Origin of the sequence: Methylocaldum szegediense (assembly GCF_949769195.1) — a bacterium.
Classification (GTDB): domain Bacteria; phylum Pseudomonadota; class Gammaproteobacteria; order Methylococcales; family Methylococcaceae; genus Methylocaldum; species Methylocaldum szegediense.
On sequence record NZ_OX458333.1, the window covers coordinates 3,080,397 to 3,102,500 of the forward strand.

Sequence of the window (22,104 nt, forward strand, 5' to 3'; positions counted from 1 at the left end):
TTGGAACACCGCGTCGACTTTCGCTCCAAACCACGGTACCCGCTTTGAGGTCCCAAGAGAGACACGCAGGCTCCGCATTTTCTTTCGATTAGCTGTCGAGAAAATCCGTGACCGCGGTCGGTTTCTACGCCTATACGCCCCATGCATCGGTGTCAGAGTTCTTTTGTATAGCCTGACGCATTTCTAGATTTTTTCCGCCTTCCATCAGGACTATACTGTGTAAGTTTTGACCATCCGTATTAATGCCGAACTGTGACAACGCGTGCTTCCCGTACGATCCTGCTAGTTCTCTTGGCGCTGATGCAAGTCATTGCGCCGTGGGTTCATGCGCATACCGGGACCGAGACGGGCGGCTTCCTGCACGTTCCAGGCCTGGAGTTTCTCTCGAAAGCGACGGAGACATCGGCTCAGGCCGACGCTCCGCCACTCGATCATGATGTGATCATTGGCGTACAAGCCGGATTTTGGGGAGAGACCGCCAAAGCGAAGTTTTCGCCGAAGGCGGACGATAAGTCCTTTCTTCCCTCATTTGCCGGGCTGATTCGACGGCCGCCAATCATCACGTATCGACGTATATGGCTGGATGTGCCTCTACCGTTATCGTGGCTCTACCGCGCTAGCGCTCCGCGTGCCCCGCCCTTCGACACCTGACCAATCAGCCTTCTTGAGGAGTTTTGGCTGCTCGGTTCCCATTTGACCGGGAGTCTGCCCAATGTGGCGGGTGGCCCGTTTACGAAGCTCTGAAAGTAGATTCCGTTCGTGCCTTTCGACAAGCTTGTCCTGAGCGCAGTCGAAGGAGTCACCACTAACGGAATCAATAAGAAACCGTTTGTCCTGCGCTCACCAACGGGCTTCGGGCAGTCCTGTCGAGGGAATTTATCAGAGCTTCCTGTATGAGAATTCAATTCAGTGGGGGGAGTCGGGGCACGCGGCGCTGACCGTTGGGTTCAACCGGCGCCCCTCGCCGCCCCGACTCGTGACTTCGGGAGGAAGATATGAAGCTTTTGGTGTGCGCGGTAGGCGCGGCTTGTTTTTTCGCCATCGCGTCCGCCGCGTCCGAAGAGCGGATCGTCGATCATTACGACGAACTGGTGTTTGATGAATCGTTGACCCTTGGGCAAACCATCGAGGCCGCGCTCGAGAAATACCCGCAAAGCGCTCTCATTGAAGCTTTCGAGAATGAGGCCAAGGCTTTGGAGCGCCGCAGTGCTAGTTGGATCGCCGGATATCCGTCGATCTATCTGCAATGGATTGATGACAAGGCCTTTGCAGATAGGGGCGCGGTGGAAATTCAAACCGGCTATCAGATTCCGGTCTGGATGTGGGGGCAGCGGGCGGCAAGCAAGGCCGTAGCGGAGCGAGCACGGCAGAGCGCGGCTTTATTTGTGCGGGCGATAAAGCACGAGGTTGCGGGCTTGGTGCGCGATGCGCTTTGGAATCTCCGCCTGGCGGAAAACCGTTACGATCTGGCCCGGCGTATCTACGAAGTTTCGAAGCAGTTGACCGCCGTTGTGCAAAGGCGCGTCGAAGTCGGCGACCTCGCTCGGGCAGACCTGCTTCTCGCGGAAAGCGACGAGCTGGAAAAAAAGACTGCGCTGGTTCAGGCTGAAGCCGAAGTGATGCACGCCCGCCAGAACTATACGAATCTGACCCGCCTAGTGCGTGCGCCGAAACATTTCGAAGAGGTACAGAGCCCGCTCAGCACGTTCGACGAGAATCATCCAGCCATAGCGGTCGCCAACGCCTTGATCGAACGTGCCCAAGCGGAAGTCGAGTTTACACGGAGGTCCAAGCAAGGCAACCAGCCTTCGATTCTGGTCGGTACCCAGCACGAGCGGGATACTCGGAGAGAAGGCTATAACAACGAAACCAACTTGGTGCTCCAAATCCCCATCGGGGGAGATGCCTATAACGCGCCGTTCGTCGCCGAAGCCGCCATCGCCTTGACCCAGCGAATGGCGGATCGGGACATCTTGTATCGACAGTTGGAGAAGGCTCTACATGAAGCGATCCACAATCTCCAGGTCGATCGCACCGCCCTGACGATCGCCGAAAGGCGCAGGGAAATCGCGGAATCGCAGCTCAGAATGGGCCGTCTTGCTTTCGAGACCGGAGAAATTTCGCTAATCGACTACCTCAAGATTCAGGCCACTGCCCAGGCAGCGATTCGCGATGCCGAGCAACGGGCGATCCTGTTGCAGCGCGATATCGCGGTTTACAACCAAGTCGTCGGAGTCACGCCATGAGACTCGTCGTTCTATTCTTGATCTGGTGCTTCTGCACGACGGGACTCGCGGCGGAGAACGAGATCCAACTAACGACGGAGCAAGCGAAACGTCTGGGAATCCGCACTGCAAAACCGGAACAGGTCGCCACCCTGCCGTTAGCGCAAGCGCCAGCGCGGGTTGTGCTGCCGCCGCAAAAGGAATTCGTCGTCAGCTCCCCGCAAGCCGGGGTGATCAGCAACGTCGCCGTTCCGCTCGGCGCTCGAGTGAAACAGGGCGAAGTGCTCGCCCGCATCCAGAGTCCGGATTTGCTGGCTCTGCAGAGGGCTTTGCTCGATGCCGTTTCCGAATTCAATCTTGCAGAGGCGCGCCTCAAACGGGACGAGACCCTGCTCAAAGAGGGCATCATCTCGCGCCTGCGCTGGCAGGAGACCAAGAGCGATTACGACAAGGCTCAAGCGGCTCTACAGACGGCGGAGCAGACCTTGTCTGCGTCGGGGTTTGGCCAGAACGAGATTCGCCGGCTTAGAGCCGATCGCCGGCTCAGTAGCGTTATCGAAGTGCGCGCGCCCATCGAGGGGGTTGTGCTCGAGCGCATGGCCGTAGTGGGGCAGAGAGTTGATCGGCTCACGCCGATGTTTCGGGTCGGCAAGCTGGACGAATTGTGGCTGGAAGTCGATATGCCCCAGGAACGGCTGCACGAGGTGAGAATCGGCGACCGTGTCAGCGTCGAAAACGCTCGGGCGAGCGCCCGTATCATCGAGGTTGGTCAGCACGTAGATCCCAGGAGCCAAAGCGCCCTGGTGCGGGCGGTCGTCGACAGCCGAGCGGAAGACCTGCGACCCGGCATGCATATCAACGTGCAATTGATGCACAAAAGCACTGATCTGATCTTCCGCCTGCCCATAGCTGCCTTGGCGAGTCACGAAGGGCGAGACTACGTGTTCGTGCAGATCCCGGGAGGTTTTGTGGCACGCGAGGTCGCGGTAGCCGGCGTAGAACAGTACAGCGTTGTCATTCACGAAGGTCTTGACGTAGGCGAGGAAGTGGCGGTGCAGGGGGTGGCCGCGCTCAAGGCCGCCTGGCTCGGCATGGGAGAAGAAGAGTGATCGCGCGCCTGATCCAGTTCGCTCTAACCCAGCGCTTGTTCGCCTTGCTGAGCGCCCTCCTCCTCTCCGGTGCCGGCTGGCTCGCCGCGACCCATTTGCCGATCGATGCGTTTCCGGACGTTTCGCCGACCCAGGTCAAGATCATCGTCAAAGTACCGGGCATGACCCCGGAGGAAGTGGAAACGCGCGTCACGGCGCCGATCGAACTGGAAATGCTCGGCATTCCCAAGCAGACCATGCTCCGCTCCATAGCCAAGTATGCGCTAACCGACATCACCATCGACTTCGAGGAAGGCACCGACATTTACTGGGCACGGCAGCAGGTGACGGAGCGCTTGAACGAAGTTTGGGGAAACCTCCCGCCCAACGCTGAAGGGGGGATCGCCCCCATGACGACGCCTTTGGGCGAGATGTTCATGTTCACCGTGGAGGGGGAAGGTCTTAGCCTCTCGGAGCGGCGGAGCCTCTTGGATTGGGTGATTCGCCCGGCGCTTCGCACGGTTCCAGGCGTCGCCGACGTGAACGCCTTGGGCGGATTGGTGAGAAGCTTCGAGGTCGTTCCCGATAACATCCGCATGGCGGCACGCGGCGTCACGATTGGCGAGCTGACCGAAGCGCTCAAATCCAATAACCGCAACGACGGCGCCGGACGTCTGACTCAGGGCGAGGAAGCGTTCTTGGTACGCACCGAGGGGCGGATCGTGGATCTTGACGATGTACGCACCATCGTCGTGGCCGAGCGGAACGGCGCCATTATCACCGTGGGCGACGTGGCGGACGTTCGCATCGGCGCCCTGACCCGCTACGGCGCCGTGAGCCAGGATGGGCGCGGCGAGGCAGTCGAGGGGCTGGTGCTGAGCCTCAGGGGGGCGAACGCACGGCAAGTGGTGGAGGACGTCGAGAAGAAGCTCGAGGAAATCCGGCCGGCTTTGCCCAAGGGCGTCGAAGTCAATGTGTTCTACAACCGAGGCGATCTGGTCGGGAAGGCTATCAACACCATCGTTCGGGCCTTGGTGGAAGCGACCGTGTTGGTGTTGATCCTGCTCGTCCTGTTTCTCGGCGACCTGCGAGCCGCTTTGACCGTCGCTTTGATCCTGCCCATGGTGGCTCTGTTCACTTTTCTGCTGATGGACCACTTCGGCGTCACGGCCAATCTGATGAGCCTGGGCGGCCTCGCCATCGCCATCGGCAAGCTGGTCGATCCGGCGGTCGTCGTGGTGGAGAACATCACGACCCATCTGGCCGAGCAGGGAAGGACCAATCGCGTGCCTAGGCTGCATGCGATCTATCGGGCCATGCGCGAAGTGACGGCACCGGTCATCTCCGGAACCCTCATCATCGGCATCGTGTTCGTGCCCTTGTTTACCCTGGAAGGTCTCGAAGGCAAGATGTTCAAGCCTCTAGCCTTCACCAACGTGTTCGCCATGATAGGGTCACTGATCTTCTCCCTGATCGTGATCCCGGTTGTGGCCTCCTTCCTGATGAAGCGGGTCAAACACGAGGAGCCTTGGCTGGCGCGCAAACTTTCGGAGTGGTACCGGCCGGTCTTGGTCTGGTCCCTCGCTCACGGCCGTACGGTTTTGTTCGCCGCTGGACTGCTCCTTTTATCCAGCGTGGCGGTGTATTTCCAGATCGGCAAGACCTTCATGCCTACCATGGACGAGGGCGACATCATCGTACAAGTCGAGAAACTGCCGTCCATCACGCTGGATCAGTCGGTGCGGCTGGATCTACAGATCCAGAAAGCCATTTTGGAGCACGTGCCGGAGGTGACACGGGCCGTCTCCAGAGTGGGCGCCGACGAAATCGGCTTGGACCCTATGGGGCTCAACGAGACCGACAATTTCTTCGTGCTCAAGCCGCAGGACGAGTGGCGCATGAAGCGCAAGGGAGAATTGATCGAGGAAATTCGGAAAGTCTTGGATACCATTCCGGGCATCGCTTACGGTTTCACTCAACCGATCGAGATGAGAGTCACCGAGATGCTGACCGGGGTGCGCGGGGACGTGGCGGTTAAGCTGTACGGCCCGGACCTCGCCGTGCTCAATGCTAAGGCTGAGGAAATCGCCGAAGTGATGCGGAAGATTCCCGGTGCTTCCGATGTCTTCACCATTCGCAACGAGGGCATGCAGTACCTGGTGGTGAAAGTGGACCGACTCGCCGCGGGACGTTTAGGATTGGATGCGGACTCGCTGGCCGATACCTTGCGGGCTCAGATCGAGGGGCTCAAGCTCGGCATCGTCCAGGAGGGTATCCGCCGCACGCCTTTGCTACTGCGAGGTGCCGGAGAGCCGGCCAACTTGTCTACTCTGCAGATCGCCCTACCCGACGGACACCGAGTGCCGTTGTCGGCGGTCGCCAGAATCGAGTCGGTGGAGAGTGTGGTCGCGATCAACCGCGAGCATGGCCAGCGTTATGCATCTGTGCGCAGCAACGTCGAAGGACGCGATTTGGTGGGCTTCGTGGAGGAGGCCAAGCGGGCTGTGGCCGAGCAGGTCGAATTGCCGACCGGGTACTACATCGCATGGGGCGGCCAATTCGAAAATCAGCAGCGGGCAGCCGCGCGTTTGTCCGTGGTCATTCCGGTATCCATCGGGCTGATTTTCCTGCTATTGTTTTCCACCTTCGGCTCGGTGCGCCAAGCGGTTCTGGTTTTGGCCAATGTTCCTCTAGCACTGATCGGTGGCGTTTACGGGATTTGGATTTCGGGAGAATATCTTTCGGTGTCGACCTCGGTAGGATTCATATCTCTGTTGGGTATTGCCGTATTGAACGGCGTGGTGATGGTGAGTTATTTCAATCACCTGCGTTCATTGGGGCTGCCCATGGACGAGGCGGTCGTGGTGGGTGCTATGCGCCGACTGCGTCCGGTGTTGATGACCGCCGGCATCGCGGCTTTCGGACTCATCCCGCTGCTGTTCGCGACCGGCCCGGGTTCGGAAATTCAGCGGCCACTGGCGGTCGTCGGCGTCGGTGGATTGTTTACTTCGACGCTGCTGACCTTGGTGTTGCTGCCTATCCTCTATAGCCGCTACGGTGAGGCCAAAGTTGGGGCCGGTCTTCTGGTCCTTACGGAGAAGATTAAGCTGGAGGAGCCAAAACAATGACATTTTGCCGATTCCACTCGGCATTCGAGTGAACAAAATGCTTGGGGGGATTAGCCTTTAGTCACCGTTCGGGACAGGCTATTTGAGAGGCTCCGCGTAACTGGCCGATCCGCAGTCGCGTGGTGGTTTGATTGATGGTCTGAAGTGCGCGGGCCTCGCAGGGCTATGAAACGGTCGTACGGGCGTACGTTCGTTATCCATCCTAAAAGCATGAATTCTTTTTGACAGCGAGTTGGACTTATCCGCGCGAAGCATGCCATGAGCGAAATCTTTCTCCTCACCCTAATCGCCCCGCCTGCTTACGAGGAACCCTTGGTCGACTGGTTGTTGCAGTACGAGCACTCCTGTGGATTCAGCAGCTTCCCGATCAGCGGTCATTCCAGCAATCCGGAAAGCTTGACCCTAGTCGAACAGGTGACCGGACGCAAACGACAGATTCGCTTCGACGTGCAGCTTGCCGCCGCCGATCTAGGCAGCCTGCTCGATCGATTGAAGACGGATTTTGCGGGCTCGGCGATCCACTACCGCGTCACGCCGATCACCGAGGCCGGATCGCTTTGACGACTGCTAAAGACCCGCTAGAACGTGCGTTCCGCCGATACCGGTGGCGGAATCGGGTGAAAGGTCTTTTGATAAGTTGCAAGGATGCGCCGGACGTACTCGCGGGTTTCCCGATACGGCGGAACGCCCTGATACTGTTCGACGGTACGTTCTCCCGCGTTATAAGCGGCCACCGCCCATTCAACGTTGCCGTTGAAATGACGCAGCAGCCAATGGAGATAGGCAGTTCCGCCTTTGATGTTCTCTACAGGGTTCCAGACATCCCGGATGCCGAAACGTTCTGCCGTTGCCGGAATGAGCTGCATAAGACCCTGCGCGTTCTTGGAGGAGAGCGCCGCCGGGTTGAAACCGGACTCCGCCTGTATGACGGCTAAAACCAGTTTGGGGTCGATCGAATATTGCGCCGCGATTTGGTTGACCCAGCTTTCAACGAGTTTCCGGTTGAGATTCGAGCCGGGCTTAACAGCAGCGATGACCGGTGTAGGTTCTGGGCGGCAGTCGGGGTCATCCACCGGTGTGACGCCACGGTACCGCACCAACATACGCGCCGCATAAACATCGCCGGTTTTGGCGGCACGCAAGAACCACCCCACGGCGACTTCGGCCTTACGGGGGAGTCCTCGGCCATTGAAGTACATCCAGCCGAGGTTGTACGCTGCCTCTGCATCTCCAAGCAAGGCCGCTTTGCAGTAGAGCCGGTATGCTTCGGCGTAGTCCTGTTTGACGCCACGACCGTGCTCGTAGCGCAGAGCAAGGGTGCGCAGTTCGCTTGCCTTGTCGATATCGTCCTGCGCCAGGACAAGCGTTGCGCTAACGCCAAGCAGCCAACCAAGCAGGAAACGAATCGCAGTCAAATCGGGCTCTCCAAGAAAGTCGGCACTGATTAAGCAGCGTGTGTGCCAATCGTCTGGAGTGCCTGTATTATCAGGAAGAGCGGGGTGAACCCTGGGCCGGGTCGTGCGAACTGTAAATTTTTTTGACAGGTGGATGTTGCCGAACGGAGCGACAACCGCTCCGGTTCGTGACGAAACATGCTTCCGCCATTATTAAGTTATTGAAAGTTTAGCGAATGCAGGATGAACGCCGGTTGCCTCGCGATATGCTCGAAGGAGCGTTTCATAGCGGAAAGAACGCGGCGTGTGTAAAGCAGGCTTTACGGCGAGCCGGTCGGATGCAGTTGCCTCCAGCGAAAGCAATCGACGGTATGGTCGTTGACCATGCCTATCGCTTGCATATAGGCATAGCAAATCACGCTGCCGACGAAGCGAAATCCGCGTTTCTCGAGGTCCTTGCTTAGCGCGTCCGATTCCGCGGTTCGGGCTGGCACCTCCGCCATGCTTCGCCAGGTGTTTTGCCTGGGACGGCCGTCGACGAAACGCCAAAGGTAGGCGTCGAAGCTGCCGAATTGCTCCTTTATTTCAAGAAAACGTTTGGCGTTGTTTACGGCGGCGACGATCTTGAGACGGTTGCGAACGATGCCGGGATTGGTCAACAACTCTCCGATCTTGGTTTCGTCGTAACGAGCCACGCGCTCGGGATCGAAGCCGTCGAAGGCCGTTCGGTAGGCGTCTCGTTTACGGAGAATCGTGGTCCAGGAAAGTCCGGCCTGAGCCCCTTCCAGAATCAGGAACTCGAATAATAAACAGTCGTCGTGGACGGGGGTTCCCCACTCCAAGTCGTGGTACGCCTGTTCGAGTGGGCTGCGTTCGGCCCAGGCGCAGCGGGTTAGGGGTTCCATAGCGTCCAAACCGGCGTCAGATCGGCCGGCAATGTGGGCAAGCGGCCCAGTTTGATCCAGGCGGTTTCCGGACTGTGAAAATCAGAGCCGCTGGAAGCGTACAACTGGAAACGCCGCGCGTATTCGGCGCTGGTTTGAGTATCGCCCGGAGTCGCGGCTCCCGAAACGACCTCGATCGCTACGCCTCCGCATTCCTTGAAATCGCCGATCAGCCGTCGCATCCAGCTAGCCGTCAGCTTGTAACGCTGCGGATGGGCCAGCACGGCGACCCCGCCCGCTTTTCGAATCCAATCCACGGCATCCGTCATCTCCGCCCAGCGAGTCGGAACATAGCCCGGTTTGCCGCGAGCCAGAAAACGTTCGAAGGCGTCGCTTACGCTTCCCGCAAGCCCTAGGAGTACCAGGTGTCGAGCGAAATGGGTGCGGGTGATCATGCCGTCGCCGGCCATCTCCCGAGCGGCTTCGAAGGTTCCGGGAACGCCGTAGCGGTCGAGGCGCCGACCGATTTCTTGCGCCCGTTCGACGCGAGTCGCCTGGAGATGGTTAAGTCCCTGCTGTAAAACCTTCGAGTGACGATCGACGTGTAGACCAACGATGTGGATGGTCTTTTCCGCCCAGGTTACCGATATCTCGACGCCGGGGATGAGCTGAATGCCGGCCTCGAGGGCGGCAGCGTCGGCCTCATCCAAGCCCGAGGTAGAGTCATGATCGGTCAGTGCGAGGACCGTTACGCCGGCTGCAGCAGCCTGGCGAACCAACTCTGCCGGCGAGTAGGCGCCGTCCGAGGCGGTGGAATGGGTGTGGAGATCGTACAAAGACGCGTCCGAGGGTATTGAGTCCGGAAAACACGAGATTGTACCTGATTTATCATGAACGGTTTTCAACTTCCCGTTCAGGACCTGACCGACAGATCCCTTGCGCGGCGCACCGCCGGTTTCGGACCGTAGAGCCGTGCGTACAATCCCTTGCCGGAGACCAGGGTTTCATGGTTGCCCTGTTCGCAGATTCGCCCGTCTTCGAAGACGTAAATGCGATTGGCATGTTTGATCGCGCTCAAGCGGTGAGCGACGATGATCGTGGTGCGATTTTCCAGAAATTTGTCCAAGCCTTCGTACAAGCGAGCTTCGGTCTCATTGTCAATGGCGGAGGTTGCTTCGTCGAGAATCACAACCTTGGGATCGGCCAGGATCATGCGAGCGATCGCCAACCGCTGGCGCTGACCGCCGGAAAGCCGCATGCCGAGTCGGCCGACGACGGTATCCAGCCCGTCGCGGCTGTTTTCCACCACGTCCCTGAGCTGGGCGACGTCCAGCGCGCGCCAGAGTTCCTCGTCCGTTGCCGGTCGACCCAAGGTCAGGTTAGCGCGGACAGTGTCGTTGAACAGTACCGGATGCTGCAATACGGTGACCACGTGTTCGCGTACCACGTCCATGCCAATCTTGTCGATCGGCGCGCCGTTGAAATAAACCATGCCGGACGTCGGAGGATAGAGACCGATCAGTACTTGCACCAGGGTCGACTTGCCGCCGCCGCTTGCACCGATCAGGGCGACTTTCTCGCCGGGTCGGATGTCCATCGAGACACCGCGTAGGACTTCATTGCCATTCGGGTAAGCAAAGTGCAAGTTTTCCACGTAGATTCCCACTCTCCGGCTTTTCTCGAACGGGTTAATCAGATGCGGATAATTCGGCTCTTGCTTCAGCTCATTCAGCTGGTTGATTCGCTCCAGTGCCGCTCTCGCGCCGAACCAGGCGTACTGTATTCCCAGAATTTCCTGCACGGGTGTCATCATGAACCATAGGTATCCCGAAACGGCCATCATTTCGCCGACGGTGAGGTCGGAGTAGATCACCATGAAAAAGGCCAGTGCGCGGAAAACGTCGAATCCGAACAGGAACACCAGAAAACTGACCCGGTTGGCGGCGTCGCTTTTCCAGGCATAGGCGGCGGAATTCTCGCGAACCTTTCGCGCCGCTTCCATGAGCCGTCCCATGTAGTGTTTGTCCCGATTGCTGGCCCGGATTTGGTGGATGGCGTCCAGGGTTTCGGTGAGCGCCAGCTGGAATGCCCCTATCGCGGAGTTTTCTTCGCGTTTCAGGTTCTTTACCTGTTTTCCCAGCGTCTTGGTGAAAAAAATCACGACAGGGTTCAGGAACAGGATGAACAGGGCAAGCTGCCAGTGCATCCACAACAGAATCACGGCGGTGCCGGTCAGGGACAGCAGGGCTACCACAAAGCGGGCGATCGTGGTGCCGATGAACGCGTCGAGCGTGTCTAGGTCGGTGACGAGGTGGGTCACGACGGAACCGCTGCCCAGATTTTCGTATTCCGCCATGGAAATACGCTGCAGCTTGCTGATCAGCCGGCAGCGAATGCGATAAATGACGTCTTTCGCGATCAGACTGAACTGCCGGGTCTGCCACACGTTGAAGATTGCCGTGATCAGACGCAAGAGCAAGGTCATCGCGAGGATGGCCAGAATATATAACGGAGGACCATGCCATTCGGCCGGAAAGATTCGGTCCAACGTAGCGATGGCCATGCCGGGCTTGTTCAGCAGAACCTCGTCGACCAAGAGTGGCATGAGCAAGGGGACGGGCACCGCGCTCAATGCTGCGAGTACGGCGACAAAGTGCGCGGCGAACAACTCACGCCTGTGCTCGAGTGCGATGGACCGGATATAAGCCCAGGTGAAGCGCTGGGGATCTTGGGAATTAGAATCGAAATGTCTAAGTGTCATGATCTAAGAGCGGGGTGAATCAACGGTACGCTCTCGGCAGGCAATCCCGGACCGGGTGGAGAAAAACGACCGTAGCTGGCAAGCGCTTTCGATGGCAGGGGGCCGACGACACGCTCCAGCTCGGATAAGCGGATACCTTGTCGGACTAGGTAACTGATATAGGTGTGGCGCAACGCCGCCGCATTGATCGTCTCGGGCTGAGCCAAACCGGAATCGATGGCCGCGCAGGCGATCAGAGATTCCAGGTCTTCCGAGTTGGGCAGGTCTTCGCTATCTGCAAGCCAGCGTTTGAGAAGCCGAGGTATGGGTACGGTCCTTGGATGATTACCCTCGGTATGCAACTTATTGCTTGCGTGATCAAACTGTTCTCTTCGCAGTTCCGCGATTTCTTCAAGGGTCAAGCCGGATAGAAGTAGGGCTATCGCCTGTTTCGCTTTGAGCGTGGCTGCTTCCAGCAACACACGAAGCTCTTGTTCAGTAAGCTCTCGTATTCTCGGGGCTTCCAGCGCGGGAAACTGTTGCGCAGGAATTACCGATGAGGTTGCCGTTCGACGTCGGAGCAGAACGTTCTCCGGCACGTTGTAGATATGGATGTCGGGCAATGATGTCCCTACGGTCGGACTTCCCTTTCGTGTGAGAAATTCGTAGAGCCAGACCGTGATCAGGGCGAGGCCGAGGCTACCGGCTAAAGCGATTCCGCTATCGCGCCAGTAATGCGGCCATACCGGCTTTTTTGGAGGATAACCCGGTTCCAGAATCTGGAGTTGAGGAAGCATTTCACGGGGGTTCGCTTCGACCTGTGCAAGTCGAACTTCAGTGTCTCGGTAGACCTCCTCGAGTTTCTCGAGGTTCGCTCTCCTAGCTTCATACTCGGCAAAACGAGTTGTAAATTCGCTTGCTTCCCGCTCGCGCGCCGCGATTTTACGCCGTATTTCTTCGACGCTCTGGCGTGCGGACGCGTACGCCTGCTGTGCTTCGCTCAAGGCGTTCTGTTTTCCGTATTCAAGTTTTTTTCTGATTTCGTCTTCGATCTGCTGGAGTTGCTCCGGGATAATCCTTAGCTGGGGTTGTAGTGACAGATACTTGGACGTGTAACGGCGTTTCACGTCTTTTAGCTGCTCGCGTAGCTCCTGCGCTCGCCGCTCTAGGTTGGCCAATCCCTGCTCATCGTGGGGCGGCACGACGGGTTCGCCTTTGGCGATGGCCTGCTGGATGGCATCGAGCTGGGCTTTGGTCTTGACCTCTTCCTCCATAGCTCTGTTGAGCGCCGCGTTGAGGCCCGACAACTCGGCCATGGCGCGGTTGTCCGCATCATTTTTCGACACGATGCCATGTTCACGGCGAAAAAGCTCCAGTTCCCGGCGTTTTGCGGCCACCTTTTCGCCAAGTTGCTCAAATTCGATCCGTAGGGCGGTAGCGGTGTTGTCTTTGGTTTCGCGGATTTGCCTTTCGCGGCGAGCTTGATAGGCGTCAATCCATGCATTGATGACCGGTGCCAAAATGTCGGGGTTCGGCCCTCTGGCGCGCAGCGTAACGATATTGGTGTCGGCAATGGTATCGACCGAAAGTAGAGTCAGAAGGTCGTTGACGGTCAAATTTGCTGCTACAGTTGCGCCAGGAGCTGCCCTCAAGTTCGTCAAAGTCGCTTCCAGTAATGGGACGCCAAGGAGGACTTCGCTTTGCACCATGACATGTTGGACGCCAACTTCCGCTTCGGCTTCATCGACCCTGGATGGTGCGACCGTCAGCAACGAAGCCGAGCTTTCGTAAATCGGCTGGCGCAACCACACGTAGGCCATGCTGGTCACGAGGGCCAGTGAAAACGCAACAGCAAATACGCCAAGGCGGCGTTTTGGTTGCAGAGAAGCCGTGCCTGAGTGCGACAAGAAGTCCTGGGGCGCCTCTGGACTGGGCAGAATGTCGATTGACCGCATATCCGGCATAAGTGATTCCCTCCCAGAATTTTTCATAATTAAAGCAGTCCATACCCGTCAAGCGCCGCGATTGCGCTGCAAACACTATTCTAGCCCGCCGAAGTCATGTTGTTGGGCCTACATCCGCAGCTTGGATGCACGGAAAAGTGCAGCCCCATGCACTCCGACGTCGCGTAAGCTGGCTATGAAGTCTACCCTTGCTTAGGCGTTGACAGATGTCAATTTCTTTTTCGGAATATTAAAAGGTGGCTTGATTAAGACAGCGCTTCGCGCTGCTGGAATTCACGTTTTCCTGATACAATTAGCCTTTTATTCACTGGGCCCTAGACGGGAAATAAACTTTCGTGTGTTTTGAGGACACTTCCGGAATATCTCATTGATAAACGGATCTTTGCCCACGATAAAGTTTTGACGAATTGGCTTGGAGTTTTGGTACGGCCTGGTCGCCTCCGGTAACTGGCAGGTGTTGAGGAGGCAGCATAGAACAACATCGATATCGGGCACTCTTATGATTGTTAAGGAATCTAGATTACAACAGAGACAACACAGTTACAGCCGGGAGGAACTCATTCGCTGCGGCAGAGGCGAAATGTTTGGTCCTGGTAATGCGCAGTTGCCGCTTCCCCCGATGTTGATGTTCGATCGTATCACCCGTATCAGTGCCGACGAGGGGCTCTATGACAAGGGCATGATTATTGCTGAGCTGGATATAAAACCAGATCTTTGGTTCTTTTCCTGCCATTTCCAGAATGATCCAGTGATGCCGGGCTGCCTTGGTCTCGATGCCATGTGGCAGATGATTGGATTTTACCTTGGCTGGATGGGCGGGCTGGGCCGCGGACGCGCTTTGGGTGTGGGCGAGGTCAAGTTTCGCGGTCAGGTCCTGCCGCATCATAAGCTTGTGACCTATCGTATTCATCTTAAACGGGTGATGATGCGCAAACTGGTCATGGGGTTTGCCGACGCGGAAATGGAATGTGATGGTAAGGTGATCTACGAGGCCAGCGATCTCAGGGTCGGCCTGTTTACCTCTACAACAGATGCGTTCTGAGTGAGCTGTACATATGAGACGCGTTGTTGTAACCGGCATCGGTATCGTTTCTAGCATAGGTAGCAATCGGCAGGAAGTGACGGAAGCACTGCGGGAGGGACGTTCGGGTATACGCGCCAGTGAGGAATACCGGGAGATGGCGTTTCGCAGCCAAGTCTTCGGGCCGATCGACCTGAATTTGGACGAGCTCATCGATCGTAAGGTACGAAGGTTCATGGGGGACGGCGCTGCCTATAACTACATCGCCATGCAGGAGGCAATCGCCGATTCTGGTCTAGAAGAGTCCGAAATATCGCATCCGCGTACCGGCTTGATCATGGGTTCGGGCGGGCCTTCTACGGCGAATCTCTTGCTCGCGTTCGATAATTATCGTGAAAAGGGTGTCAAGAAGGTCGGGCCTTACATGGTGCCCAGGACCATGTCCAACACCAACTCCGCCTGCCTCGCGACGCCGTTCCGAATCAAAGGGGTCAATTATTCGATCAGTTCGGCGTGCGCGACCAGCGCTCACTGTATAGGCAACGCGGCGGAACTAATCCAATTGGGGAAGCAGGACATCATTTTCGCTGGCGGCGGAGAAGAAGTGCACTGGACGATGACCGTGCTTTTCGACGCCATGGGAGCGCTGTCTTCGCAATATAACGACAGGCCCGAACGCGCGTCGCGCCCCTATGACGCCAATAGAGACGGGTTCGTCATTTCGGGTGGAGGCGGAGTGCTCGTTCTTGAGGAACTAGAGCATGCCAAGGCACGTGGAGCCAAGATTTACGGCGAGCTTGTCGGTTACGGTGCAACCTCCGACGGGTTCGATATGGTTCAACCGTCCGGAGAAGGGGCAGTGCGATGCATGAGACAGGCCATGGAAAGGGTGCCCGGTAAGATTGATTATATCAATGCGCATGGAACCAGCACGCCCATTGGCGACATTAAGGAGTTGGAGGCGGTAAAGGCGGTTTTCGGAGATGAGATTCCGCTCATTAGCTCGACAAAATCGCTGACCGGCCACGCGTTAGGTGCCGCGGGCGTTCACGAAGCGATTTATTCCCTGTTGATGATGAATGGCGGCTTTATTGCCGCTTCGGCCAACATCGAAACTCTGGATCCGGGCGCAGAAGGCGTACCTATTGTACGTGAGCGAATTGACGAGGCGCGTATTGACATCGTTATGTCGAACAGCTTCGGTTTCGGCGGGACGAATGCCAGTTTGATCTTTGCGCGTTATGGTGGATAGAGCCACTAGCGCTCTTACCGAAAAGCAGCGTTACGAGTTCAATAAGCTGCAAAAGCGGCTGCGCCGCCTCGTCGGCGAGGCCATCGCTGATTATCGGATGATCGAGGACGGCGATAAGGTGATGGTGTGCCTGTCGGGCGGAAAGGATTCCTACACGCTTTTAGACATCCTGCTCAATCTTCGGCTGAATGCGCCGGTTCAATTCGACATCATAGCCGTTAACCTGGACCAAAAGCAGCCGGGATTCCCGGAACACGTGCTGCCAGAATATCTTGAGAGCCGTGGTATCCCCTACCACATTATCGAGCAGGATACCTACAGCGTCGTCAAACGAATTATACCGGAGGGCAAGACGACGTGCGGTTTGTGCTCCAGACTGCGTCGCGGACTGCTTTATCGGTTTGCCGCCGAGCATGGCATTACCAAGATCGCGTTGGGACACCACCGGGACGATATTCTTGAAACCTTTTTCCTCAACCTGTTTTACGGTGGCGCTCTAAAGGCTATGCCGCCAAAACTGCTGAGTGATGACCGGCGCCACATCGTCATCCGGCCGCTTGCATACTGTCGGGAGAAGGATATCGAAGAATATGCACGCATCAGGAACTTTCCGATCATTCCTTGCAATCTGTGCGGATCGCAGGAGAATTTACAGCGGAAGGCGATGAAGGAGATGCTGCGGTCATGGGAAAAGCAATACCCAGGGCGTGTAGAGACGATTTTTACGGCGCTGCAGAACGTGGCGCCCTCTCAACTTGCCGATCGCAACTTGTTTGACTTCGTTGGGCTAGATCAGATGCGATGCGCCGCGCCTACCGATGGAGACGGTGCCGCCAGTGTCCGACCGGACGTCTTTCGTCGCTTCTGATCCAAATCCGGGGCGTTGCCGTTTTGGTTATTTTTTAGGGGCCTTACCGGCCCCGAAATGCTGCCGTTGTCATTGGGTTTTAGGTTTTTGTGCCCCTTGCATTTTCGGGAAATCTTCTTTATAAAAGGTTCCGTGCTTAATGCACTATTAATTAAAAAAATCTTAAAGTCTTGAAAATTGAGGAGGATCTTATGAAAAAACTGCTATGTGCTGTTAGCCTGGTCATGGTTGCTCTGGGAGTGATTGCTTGCGGTAACTCTCCCGACGGCGACAGACAGAAACTGTCAACGACCGTGTCTCCTAGCATTTAATTTCCGTTTTTGATTAAGCCAATCTGCCCGTGATACGAAGAGGCAGGGCTTTAAACCGTAGCCTTTAAAGGCACCGATATTGACCTGGATGAACACGCTTCATCCAGGTTTTTTTGTGACGTTCGGCCATTGCAGCGACCTGATTATTGTGCGTTGCATCACGTACTACAAGGACGCGATCGATTTCGTCCAACTGTTTCTGGCGGACGCTCAGCGACTTGACACTGCTAGTTCAGACGGTAAGATAACGGGCGCGATAGCATTCTGCTGCTATTAAGACTTTTCGATAAAACCAAAAAAGGTAGGTTAAGAAATGGGAGCCATACTGGATTTAGTTGAAAAGATGAGAAGCCCGGTGGGTATAGTGGTCACAATCGTTGTTATAGCCGCCGCCGTTTTCTTTGTTCGTTGGGTTTTCAGCGACGACGATAAAAAATAGGCCACGAAATGTGGCAAGCATAGGCGTTACACGAATAAGTTTCGATCTTAGTTAACAATCCTATCTTGCCACTTTCCTGTAGTTTCTCCTTTCAAGTTCTCCTTTCTTTTTCGCCGGGTGACGTAGGCTAGCGATATCTGGTGATGTCCGGTTTTGGCGCTCCGGGGCAATCCAACGCTTTAAGCATTTTCGCCTTTTCGTGGGTCTGATAACTCACACTGTGTGTTTTAGGAAAGTTGGCCTGGGAGCGCCGTCACCGGTTTTCCGCTGGGAGGCTTCTTAATATGTCTCTCAGCTTTGGGGAATGGCTCGCCTCAAGCAGCGGTCCGTGATCGGTGGTCCATTGTCCTTTTGTACAATGATCTGAAATCCCGATCAAACTTCTTCTGAGGCTCTTAGAGGGTGGGCGAAAGATGCGAATCCTCATTACCGGCGGTACGGGGTTTATTGGCAGGAACCTGTGCAAGGAGTTACTTCGCGTCGGCCATCAATTGACGGTTCTGAGCCGAAAGCCCGAAACCGTACCCGAAAAATGCGGTGTGGAGGTATCTGCTCTGGGAAGTTTAGAAGAGTGGACACCCGAATTGCATTTCGATGCTGTCATCAACTTGGCTGGAGAGCCTATTGTCGGTTCTCGATGGTCGGAGCGACGTAAACGGATTCTGTGGGATAGTCGGATTACTCTGACAGAACGCCTTGTCGACGCGATCCGTAAAGCGAAATCCAAACCGAGGGTGCTCATCAGCGGATCGGCGGTTGGCGTTTATGGTAATCAAGGGGATACGATCCTTGATGAGAATTCCGCACCGGTGCCGAATGGCTTTGGTCAAAAGCTATGCCAGGCATGGGAGGACGTCGCTTTGCAGGCCAGGGAATGCGGTGTTCGGGTATGCTTACTTCGAACGGGATTGGTCATTGGCAAGAACGGTGGGTTTCTGCAAAAAATGTTGCTCCCGTTCAAGCTTGGATTGGGTGCCCGGCTAGGAAACGGTAAACAATGGATGTCTTGGGTTCATATAAAAGATCACATTGCGATGACGCAGTATTTACTCGGGTCGCACGCTCTCGACGGACCGTTCAATTTAACGGCGCCCGAGCCAGTGACGAACGAAGAGTTTACGCAAAGTTTGGCGAGGATTTTGAAACGCCCAGCGTTACTTAGCGTGCCCGCTTGGTTTCTCAGGCTAAGCGCCGGAGAAATGGCGGAGCTGATGCTGGGTAGTCAGCGGGCGCTTCCAAAGCGTTTTCAAAACGAGCACTTTAAGTTTTCATACAAGACACTCGGTTCCGCGTTGTGGGATGCGCTTTTCGCATCACGCGATGCCAACATCTCCTGAATGCTCGAACGCCTGTTACCGTCTGGCGAAGCGCGGCACTTCACCAGCCCCTTGTCACCCGGCTTGATTGCGAGCGTTTACGGCTCGACTTGGGCAAAAATTGCCAAGACGCCTCGCTGATAATGTGTATTTCCTGGTTTTGATCAACGTCGGCCGAGAGCGCACCGTTCGTTCGAAAAGCCATAGGCCCATGTCAAGAGAGGGATCAAGCTTAAGTAGCTAGATCCGTGTGTCGTCGGTGGTGAAGGGCCCGTTCGCATTCAACTTGGCTGTGCTTAAGGTGCTGAGCCGGGGATACACGCGTTCACTTGGCTTGAGCACCAGAGTAGCCGCCCGACCGTGTTCCACGAACCGCTACCGTACTCGTTCTTCTACCGTGCGAACGGGTACGCTCAATGCCCTAGTCATATCGCCGTCGCTGCGGCGAGATCCTCTCTCTATTTCAGCGGACTGCGACAGGATGGGGCATGGCCCAATTTTCGCGCTTCGCTCTTGCCCTTGCTGACCAATCCTTACAGTTCGCGCTCCTCAGCAGTCACCTGATATTTTGTGCCATCTTCGCCCCCTTTCCCGAGGATTCCGTCATCAGCGCCGGACCGTCTTTCCTTGGACACAGGGATCTTCGCTGATGGCTTCGACATGTCCAATCCGGTGTCCGCTCCCGAGGCTTGGCCGCCTTCCGACTGTTTAAAAATTGTCAGACTCTATCCCGGAGATTTCGATAGCCACGATGAGTCGATCGTTCTCCTCTTGCATTTCGGCAAGCAGCAAGCTCCATGCGGAGACTCCGTGCGGATATTAATTATTTCACCGAGTGCTGATCGCCGTAACCGGATCCTCTGGGAGAATCAAGAGAGCGTGGGATGACTTTTGCTTCAAAGCGGACCAGCCTTCCGCGAAAGAAGGCAATGCGTGGCGTGAGCCGCGGTGTATATGGTCCGGTCTGCTTATCGCTCTAATATGAAGAGTTCTCGCGAACGGTGTACTCTGGATTACATACGTTAACGGATCCCACAGAATTTTCAGCTCTGCGAGTAAATCCCGGGTCGGACAGGTTCTCCCGAGATATTGAGGGCCGTCCGCAAGCGCTTCACTACAGCGTTGTTGAACAGCCAAGGTGTCGGTTCCAGACGTCCGGATCGGAGATTCCATTGTTGAATATTTCAAATACTTCGGCATTGCTTTTGATTCTTTGCACACGTCAAAGCAGTGAGAACGTTGTCTGATCTTGCTACGCTTCGATGGGCACCCCATTAATGCGAGCTAAGCTTTTGGAGGTGTTCAGTGAGTTCGAAGAAAAACAGAGCCGTCAGCGGTATACGGCGGAATTTAAGGAACACGCGGTCAAGCGAGTGCTGTCCGGGCACGGCGTGACAGCGGTAGCACGGGAGTTGGCGCAGGTGATAGCTGATTCACAACTGGCTGGCCCGCCATCGCCGGTACGCTGAAGCGGATAGGATGCAAGCCGAGCAGGCGGCGGAGATTGCTCGGCTCAAGCGGTTGCTGGAAGGGCATAGTTATGGCCTATGAGGCTCTTGTGTGAGCAGTGTGCACAGCGCAAAAAGCCCCACATCTGGTGAGGCTTCGGAGAATGACGCCGTTTCTCTAGTCAATAGTTCCACTGCAACTGCATGCGCAAGAGGTCCGCGTTGACTTGCTCAAGGTTGCTGACATTAGTTCGATTCATGTTCGAATACGCGAGAACAAATTCCAGTTCGGGAATCGGCTGCCACTCGACGCCGATTTCCACTTCATCCAGATCGACATGCGGCGCGTTAGTAGAGAATTTCTCAGCGCCATCGTAATGCTGCCATTTCGCGTACGGAATCCATGAACCATAGAAATGATCTAGTTTATACATCGCTTGAACGTAGCCGCCGCTGAGAGATGCGGTTTCGAGTCGCTGTCGGGATACGTTCAACTCGGGTGAGCGCCCCCAGTTCCATTCCGCCTGCAAACCGAAAGGCTGCGGATACAGCACGGCATGGATGGCCACGCGCTCGTCTTGGTAGCCGCGGCGTATTCCGCCCTCACTGGGATCAAATGATTTCGCAACTTCGGTGCCGCTTACGGTTGTACCGTTGACGGTCATGTTGCCTGTCCTTGGTACAAAACGTCCGCTATAGGCCGAGGCACCCACCTCGAAGAATTGGCCGTTGGGAAATTGGAAGGGATAGCTGAAGCGGCCGATGAGGTGAAACTGGTCGTTCACCTCGAAGCGATTAGCGCCTTGTCCGTTGTAGACACCGAAGCCAATAACGCCGTAGTCGCCGGAGCCTTTTAGTCCGCTGCTCACGAGATATTTAAACCGGTTTCGAATGTGTGCTGGCTCCCAATAGAGGAAAATACCGATATCGCGTTCGTCACGCACGGCGCTATTCAGAGCGTCGGCACGGTCCAAGGCTAGACGATTCTGGCTTGACTGAAGAATTTCGAAACCATAAGGAACTTTCGATTGCCCTACTCGGGCGCGAAATGTTTTTTCCTTGTCGAAGAAAATATCGGCATAAGCATCCCGAAGTTGTACGAAATGTCCCCCGGTGGCTCCGGTCACTGCGAGGTTGGAAGCGAAGTCGGGTTGCAGATACAGGGACAAATGATCGGAAATGTCGCCTGACAGGACTACCCGTGCTCGACGGATGAGAAGGTTCTGATTGTTCTGAATGGAGCGATCGCCAGGAGATGCGAGATCCTCGCGGTCACCGGATAGAGGTTGGGTATATCGGAGCTGCGTGTAGCCTCTTATGTTGAGTCTGTTGTACCACTTCTTTTCACTGTTGGCGTGGGTCGACTGTGTGGGGGTATCGATTTTCCGCTCAATTGCCGCGATCGAGTCTTTTTTCTTATCCAAACGCGCTTCTAACGCTTCCAACTCTTTTTTCTTTTTATCCAATTGTTGCTCGAGCTCCTGAAATGACTTACTTGTGTCGGAAGCGGTTGCTTCGGATTTGTCAACCTGTCGGAACGAACCGAGTCTCACGCGCCCAGGGCCCGGTTCGGCGTAAATCTGCTTGGTTTTGCTATCCATATAAAGGTCGAGCGCATAGGCGTAATTCGAGTCGAATCCGCCATATAGGACGGAAATCGCACAGGCTAAGTATTTAAATCTCATTGCTCCCCCAACGCAGGATGTTTCTCGAAGCGTTACGCTACGAAAGTCGATGTAAGTTTTTGGCTTTGCTTTTTCGCGTGGTTGGTTACAGCGCAATAACCCGTCGCGCTGGGGTAACAATAAGGGGAGAGTATGACGATTACGTTAACGAAATATTACGGACGGATTACAAGGAAGAATGGTGATTACCGCGCTGGCGCATCGCCTTCAGCCATCGATATCGCGTGATGTGGCACGGCAAGATAGGCGGGGTAGCATTCAGGATCTTGGAAACGAGCGCCGGTAATCGACTGTCTTAAGGATGGAGTTTTTCCGGGGTGCAATTGTTATTGCAGCGCTCC

At 56.0% G+C, this 22,104-nt stretch carries 15 protein-coding genes; 9 read left to right on the plus strand and 6 right to left on the minus strand.

Features of this window, described 5'->3' with window-relative positions:
• The first annotated feature begins 995 nt into the window (after nt 1–995).
• The 4 genes from QEN43_RS13290 to QEN43_RS13305 all read left to right on the plus strand — a co-directional run bounded on the left by QEN43_RS13290 (nt 996) and on the right by QEN43_RS13305 (nt 7,002).
• A complete protein-coding gene (locus QEN43_RS13290; RefSeq protein WP_084162191.1) occupies nt 996–2,246 on the plus strand; it encodes a TolC family protein in 1,251 nt (416 codons plus the stop codon).
• The gene (locus QEN43_RS13295; protein ID WP_026611061.1) at nt 2,243–3,334 is read left to right on the plus strand and encodes an efflux RND transporter periplasmic adaptor subunit; all 1,092 of its coding nucleotides are present in this window, start codon (nt 2,243–2,245) and stop codon (nt 3,332–3,334) included. The genes QEN43_RS13290 and QEN43_RS13295 overlap by 4 nt, the downstream gene beginning before the upstream one ends.
• Nucleotides 3,334–6,441 (plus strand): efflux RND transporter permease subunit, encoded by a 3,108-nt coding sequence (locus QEN43_RS13300; RefSeq protein ID WP_051332111.1) that lies wholly within the window; start codon nt 3,334–3,336, stop codon nt 6,439–6,441. The genes QEN43_RS13295 and QEN43_RS13300 overlap by 1 nt, the downstream gene beginning before the upstream one ends.
• Nucleotides 6,442–6,699: 258 nt before the next feature.
• Nucleotides 6,700–7,002, plus strand: coding sequence for a DUF3240 family protein (locus tag QEN43_RS13305; RefSeq protein WP_026611060.1), 303 nt, complete (start codon nt 6,700–6,702; stop codon nt 7,000–7,002).
• A 17-nt stretch (nt 7,003–7,019) separates the two neighbouring features.
• Here QEN43_RS13305 and QEN43_RS13310 read toward each other — a convergent pair whose 3' ends face one another.
• The 5 genes from QEN43_RS13310 to QEN43_RS13330 form a co-directional block, all read right to left on the minus strand.
• On the minus strand, nt 7,020–7,856 hold the full coding sequence (locus QEN43_RS13310) for a transglycosylase SLT domain-containing protein (protein ID WP_026611059.1): 837 nt from the start codon (nt 7,854–7,856) through the stop codon (nt 7,020–7,022).
• A 299-nt stretch (nt 7,857–8,155) separates the two neighbouring features.
• Nucleotides 8,156–8,740 (minus strand): DNA-3-methyladenine glycosylase I, encoded by a 585-nt coding sequence (locus QEN43_RS13315; RefSeq protein WP_026611058.1) that lies wholly within the window; start codon nt 8,738–8,740, stop codon nt 8,156–8,158.
• A complete protein-coding gene (locus QEN43_RS13320; RefSeq protein ID WP_026611057.1) occupies nt 8,728–9,555 on the minus strand; it encodes a PHP domain-containing protein in 828 nt (275 codons plus the stop codon). The genes QEN43_RS13315 and QEN43_RS13320 overlap by 13 nt, the downstream gene beginning before the upstream one ends.
• Before the next feature lie 77 nt (nt 9,556–9,632).
• Nucleotides 9,633–11,480: an ABC transporter ATP-binding protein gene (locus tag QEN43_RS13325; RefSeq protein WP_051331856.1), complete on the minus strand. Its 1,848-nt coding sequence runs from the start codon at nt 11,478–11,480 to the stop codon at nt 9,633–9,635.
• Nucleotides 11,477–13,279, minus strand: coding sequence for a GumC family protein (locus tag QEN43_RS13330; RefSeq protein WP_051331855.1), 1,803 nt, complete (start codon nt 13,277–13,279; stop codon nt 11,477–11,479). The genes QEN43_RS13325 and QEN43_RS13330 overlap by 4 nt, the downstream gene beginning before the upstream one ends.
• 643 nt (nt 13,280–13,922) lie before the next feature.
• Here QEN43_RS13330 and fabA point away from each other — a divergent pair.
• The 5 genes from fabA (at nt 13,923) to QEN43_RS13355 (ending at nt 20,099) form a co-directional block, all read left to right on the plus strand.
• Entirely contained in the window at nt 13,923–14,465 is a 543-nt protein-coding gene (gene fabA / locus QEN43_RS13335; RefSeq protein WP_026611056.1) for a 3-hydroxyacyl-[acyl-carrier-protein] dehydratase FabA, read from the plus strand.
• A gap of 13 nt (nt 14,466–14,478) precedes the next feature.
• Nucleotides 14,479–15,696: a beta-ketoacyl-ACP synthase I gene (fabB, locus tag QEN43_RS13340; RefSeq protein ID WP_026611055.1), complete on the plus strand. Its 1,218-nt coding sequence runs from the start codon at nt 14,479–14,481 to the stop codon at nt 15,694–15,696.
• Nucleotides 15,686–16,564 (plus strand): tRNA 2-thiocytidine(32) synthetase TtcA, encoded by an 879-nt coding sequence (ttcA, locus tag QEN43_RS13345; RefSeq protein ID WP_026611054.1) that lies wholly within the window; start codon nt 15,686–15,688, stop codon nt 16,562–16,564. The genes fabB and ttcA overlap by 11 nt, the downstream gene beginning before the upstream one ends.
• 1,163 nt (nt 16,565–17,727) lie before the next feature.
• Nucleotides 17,728–18,651, plus strand: a complete 924-nt coding sequence (locus QEN43_RS13350) for a TIGR01777 family oxidoreductase (protein WP_317963300.1) — start codon at nt 17,728–17,730, stop codon at nt 18,649–18,651.
• A 1,241-nt stretch (nt 18,652–19,892) separates the two neighbouring features.
• Nucleotides 19,893–20,099 carry a hypothetical protein gene (locus QEN43_RS13355; protein WP_317963301.1) on the plus strand — a complete coding sequence of 69 codons (207 nt, stop codon included), beginning with the start codon at nt 19,893–19,895 and terminating at the stop codon, nt 20,097–20,099.
• A 161-nt stretch (nt 20,100–20,260) separates the two neighbouring features.
• On the opposite strand, the gene QEN43_RS13360 is transcribed toward QEN43_RS13355, so the two are convergent.
• Nucleotides 20,261–21,679, minus strand: coding sequence for a porin (locus tag QEN43_RS13360; protein WP_317963302.1), 1,419 nt, complete (start codon nt 21,677–21,679; stop codon nt 20,261–20,263).
• Nucleotides 21,680–22,104 lie beyond the last annotated feature (425 nt).